Here is a 4571-nt window from a genome sequence, read left to right as displayed (position 1 = left end):
CCGAGCCGGCCGAGCAGCTCGCGCGTGAAGTCGGCATCGCCGACCGAGACGCCGCCCGAGGTGATCACCACGTCGGCGCGCGCGGCCGCGTCGCTTAGCGCGGCTTCCAGCGCGGCCGGATCGTCGCGCACGATGCCGCCGTCGATCGCCTCGACGCCGAGCGTCGCCAGCATGCCGAACAGCGTCGCGCGGTTGCTGTCGTAGCGGCCGCCCGCGCCGAGCGGCTCACCCGGCGCGCGCAGTTCGTCGCCGGTCGACAGGCAGGCCACGCGCAGGCGGCGGCGCACCGTCACCTGGCCGATGCCGAGCGAGGCCAGCAGGCCGAGATCGGCGGGCCGCACGATGCGGCCGGCCTCGAGCACGGTCGCGCCGCGCGCCAGATCCTCGCCGGCACGGCGGCAATTGGCGCCCGGCGCGACGGCTTGCGCCTCGAATTTCACCAGCGTGTCGCTCGTGTGTTCCCGCGGGATCACCTTCACGCGTTCCTGCGGGATCACCGTGTCGCAGCCGAGCGGCATCGGCGCGCCGGTCATGATGCGCACGCAGGCACCGGCCGGCGTGCCGCCCGGATGCGGATGGCCCGCCAGGGCGATGCCGGCCACCGCCAGGCTCAGTTCTCCCTCGTTCGCGGCGGCCAGCGCGGCGCCGTCGAAGGCATAACCGTCCATCGCCGAATTGTCGTAGGCCGGCACGTCGAGCGGCGAGGCGACCGCCTCGGCCAGCACGCGGCCGAGCGCCTCGCCGAGCGCGACCGTTTCCGTTTCCGTCACCGGCACGAGTTCGCGCAGCGCGAGCGCGCGGGCGGCGTCGACGGACAGAATTTCGGGATGGATTTGGGCTGGCGACGAGTGCGTGGTCATGGCTGAAGAGGCGCCGCTAGGCGGATCGGAGTCGCGCCGGTGCGACGGCTGCCGCATCGGCGCAAGGCCTGGGCGGCGATGGGCGGCGGGCGGTCTGGCCGCGCCGGCCTCAGTCCCGTTCTAGGCGGGTCAATTCCTGCAAAGAATTGGCATTGTAAAACGCGCGCTCGTCCTGAAATGGCACTTCGACGGTCTTGTGGCGTGCGTACCACGCGCGCACGCGCCGTTCGCCGGCGGCCAGCGCGGCCTCCAGATCCTCGGCCAGGGCGCGAGGCACCAGGGCGAAGGTGGGCTGCGGATGGCGCTGGCCCTGCGCGTCGACCGATACCGCCACCGCGATCTCGGCGGCCTGTGCCTCGCGCGCGGCCTGGAGGCGCTCGGCCAGGTCCGCGGCCAGGAATGGCGTGTCGCAGGGCGAACTCAGCACCAGCGGCGTGGGTGCCGCCCGCAAGCCGGCCAGCAGCCCGGCCAGCGGGCCCTCGAAGCCGGGCCGGGCGTCGGCCACCACCTGGGCGCGATAGGGCTGGCCGAGCTCGGCGTAGCGATCGAGATGGCGGTTTGCGCTGATCACCATCGCGCCGACCTGCGGCGCGAGCCGGCGCAGCACGTGCAGCGCGAGCGGCTCGCCGTGCAGCGGCTGCAGGCCCTTGTCGACGCCGCCCATTCGCGAGCCCTGGCCGCCGGCCAGCAGCAGGCCGGTCAGCCCCGCGTGCGGGGCTGCGTCGCGCGGGGGCGGCGTGGCGTGATCGGGGAAGTTCAAGGGGCGGGGTTTTCGGGCGTGGCGGCGGCGCGAGGCTCAGCCGCCGATGTAGGACATCTCGACCCGGCGCGCGCCGTCGGCGGCTTGCGCCTCGGCCTGCGCGGTGCCGCGCAGTTGCGAATAGCGGTCGTCGCGGGCCTGCCAGATCCGCGCCACGGCGCTGGCGATCTGCGCGTCGGAGGCTCCGTTGCGCAGCAGGGCGCGCAGGTCGTGCCCCTGGTTGCCGAACAGGCACAGGTAGAGCTTGCCCTCGGTCGACAGGCGCGCGCGCGTGCATTCGCCGCAGAACGCGCGCGTCACGCTGGAAATCAGGCCGATCTCGCCGCCGCCGTCGGCATAGGCCCAGCGCTGCGCGGTCTCGCCCGGCGCGTGGGCCTCGAGCGGCAGCAGCGGGAACTGCGCGTCGATCCGCGCCAGCACCTCGGCCGAGGGCAGCACGTCGGTCATGTTCCAGCCGTTCGAGGTGCCGACATCCATGTATTCGATGAAGCGCAGCACCACGCCGGTGTTCCGGAAGCGGCGCGCCATCGGCACGATCTCGGCATCGTTGGTGCCGCGCTTGACCACCATGTTGACCTTGAGCGGCGCGAGCCCGGCGTCCTGTGCGGCGAAGATGCCTTCCAGCACGTCGGCGCTGGCGAAATCGGCATCGTTCATGCGGCGGAACAGGGTGTCGTCGAGCGCGTCGAGGCTGACCGTGACGCGCGTCAGGCCGGCGTCGCGCAGGCTGCGCGCCTTGCGCGCCAGCAGCGAGCCGTTGGTGGTCAGGGTCAGGTCGAGCGGGCGTCCGTCGACGGTTTCCATCCGCGCCAGCCGCTCGATCAGGAATTCCAGGTTCTTGCGCAGCAGCGGCTCGCCGCCGGTGATGCGGATCTTCTCGACGCCATGCGCGACGAAGATGCGCGCCGTGCGTTCGAGCTCCTCGAGCGAGAGCAGCGCGCTGTGGGGCAGGAACGGGTAGTCCTTGTCGAACACCTCGCGCGGCATGCAGTAGACGCAGCGGAAGTTGCAACGGTCGGTGACCGAGATGCGCAGGTCCCGCAGCGGGCGCGAGAAGGTGTCGCGCAGCGTGCCGCTCGGCGCGAGCAGGGCGCCGGACAGGTCCGGGATGCCGCTGACATCGGTGACCGGGATGATGCGTCGGGACATGGCGGGGCGGTTCGGGTTCATGGGGACGGACAGGCGTCTATTTTAACGACAAGACGCCGATCGGGCCGGCGCACGGAAACCCGTAGAAAAAGAGCACAGACGCGCACTGTGCGGGAAGCTCGGCCGAGGCTGTACCGGCCGCCACCGGCAGGGATGGGGTGCCGGAAAGCCCGCGCCATGAAAAAACCCGCCCTCGGGAGGGCGGGTTTCGGCGCGGGACGAAGCCCGGTGCTGCCTGGCGCGAGATGCTCGCTCAGTGCCGCGAGCCGGTCTCGACCTGTTGCATCGGCGTCGAATCGACCGGCGGCAGGGCCTTGCGCTCACGCGGGGCACGTGCCTGCGGCACGACCTGGGCGGCGGCTTCCTGGGCGGCGCGGAGCTTGTCGGCATCCGTGTTCACCCAGATCAGGCCGGCGGCATCGAGTGCGGCTTCGACGCCGGCCGCGGCCGGCGCCGGGGCGGCGGCCAGGGCCTGCGGCACCGAGACCGGCTTGGCCGGCTCGGGCTCGACTGCCGCTTGCGGCTCGGCGGTCACGGCCGGAGCCGCTTCCACCGCGACCGGCGCGGGTTCGACGGCCGGAGCCGGGGCCGGTTCCACCGCGGCGGCAGGCGCCGCTTCGGCGACCGGGGCCGGTTCGACTGCCGGCGCGGGTTCGACCGCCGGTGCTGCTTCCTGGATCGGAGCCGGTTCGGCTTCGGCCGGGCTGGCCTCGACCTGGACCGGCGCGGCATACGCCACGGGCTCGACTGCCGGAGCGGCTTCGACCGGAGCCGGTTCGCTCGCCACCGGTGCCGATTCGACGGCCTGCGGCGCTTCGACCGGAGCCGGCGTGGTGATCACGACCGGTTCGGCTGCCGGGGTGGCATGGGCCACGGGCTCGACCACCGGCGTGGCGACCGGGGCTGCCGGTGCCGCTTCGGCGGCCGGCGCTTCCGGCGCCGTTTCCGCTGCGCTCGGGGCGACGGCTTGCGTCGACGCCTCGGCATGCGCGGCGACCGCTTCGACGGCCACCGCGGCGGTAGCGGCGGTCACCGTGGCGACGGCTGCCACGACCGGGGCGTCCGCGCCATGATCGGCCGTTGCGGTGGCCTCATGGTCAACGCCTTCCGCACCTTCCACGCCCTCCGGCGTGGTGCCGGTGCCTTCCTCGCGATCGCGACGGCCACCACGACGGCCGCGGCGGCGACGGCGGCGTTCCTCGCCGTCACGCGCACCGGCTTCCGCGTCGGTGCCGGCCTGCTCGGCGCCCGGCGCCAGCAGTTCGGCGTCCTCGGCCGTTTCGGCATGGTTTTCACCACGATTGACGGTTTCCAGCGTGGCGGCGTGCGGCACGGCCTTGCGGCGTTCACCGCGTTCACCGCGCTCGCCGCGTTCGCGACGTTCCTGGCGCGGCGCTTCCACCGTGCCTTCTGCCGTCACGGCGCGCTCGCGCGGCTCGCGACCTTCACGTGCCTCGCGGCCTTCCCGCGCTTCACGCGGCTCGCGGTTGTCGCGTTCGCGCGGCTCACGGCCTTCGCGGTTCTCGCGCGGCTCGCGGGCTTCCCGAAGTTCGCGGCCTTCACGACCCTCGCGGCCTTCGCGTGCCTCGCGCGGTTCGCGGTTGCCACGACCTTCGCGGCCTTCGCGGTTCTCACGCGGCTCCCGCGCTTCCTTGCCTTCGCGCTCGCCACGCGGCTGCTGCGGCTGGCGAGCGCCGGCGACGGCGGCTTGCGCGTCGCGCGCGCCGGCCTGCTGGCCGCCGCGGCGATTGCCGTTGTTGCGATTGCGATCGCCGCCGCGCTCACCGCGCTCGGACTTCTCG

3 protein-coding genes and 1 pseudogene are annotated in these 4571 nt (G+C 73.4%); all 4 read right to left on the bottom strand.

What is annotated here, in order from left to right; translation table 11 throughout:
- Positions 1-860 (bottom strand): molybdopterin molybdotransferase MoeA (locus F3J18_RS35670; RefSeq protein ID WP_166916808.1); only part of this gene is annotated, 860 nt, incomplete at its 3' end.
- 109 nt (positions 861-969) lie between these two features.
- On the bottom strand, positions 970-1620 hold the full coding sequence (mobA, locus tag F3J18_RS35665) for a molybdenum cofactor guanylyltransferase MobA (protein WP_166916806.1): 651 nt from the start codon (positions 1618-1620) through the stop codon (positions 970-972).
- Between the two features lie 36 nt (positions 1621-1656).
- On the bottom strand, positions 1657-2769 hold the full coding sequence (moaA, locus tag F3J18_RS35660; RefSeq protein WP_013697064.1) for a GTP 3',8-cyclase MoaA: 1113 nt from the start codon (positions 2767-2769) through the stop codon (positions 1657-1659).
- Between the two features lie 253 nt (positions 2770-3022).
- A pseudogene (locus tag F3J18_RS38410) lies at positions 3023-4571 on the bottom strand (ribonuclease E/G); the annotation flags it as partial.

It is taken from the genome of Burkholderia sp. Ax-1720, from assembly GCF_011753035.1.
Lineage (GTDB): Bacteria > Pseudomonadota > Gammaproteobacteria > Burkholderiales > Burkholderiaceae > Burkholderia > Burkholderia gladioli.
This window is presented reverse-complemented; position numbering and strand designations above follow the sequence as displayed.

Bases quoted from the DNA above. Each gene is read 5' to 3' on its own strand.
- moaA (WP_013697064.1), bottom strand. From the start codon at position 2,769: ATGTCCCGACGCATCATCCCGGTCACCGATGTCAGCGGCATCCCGGAC.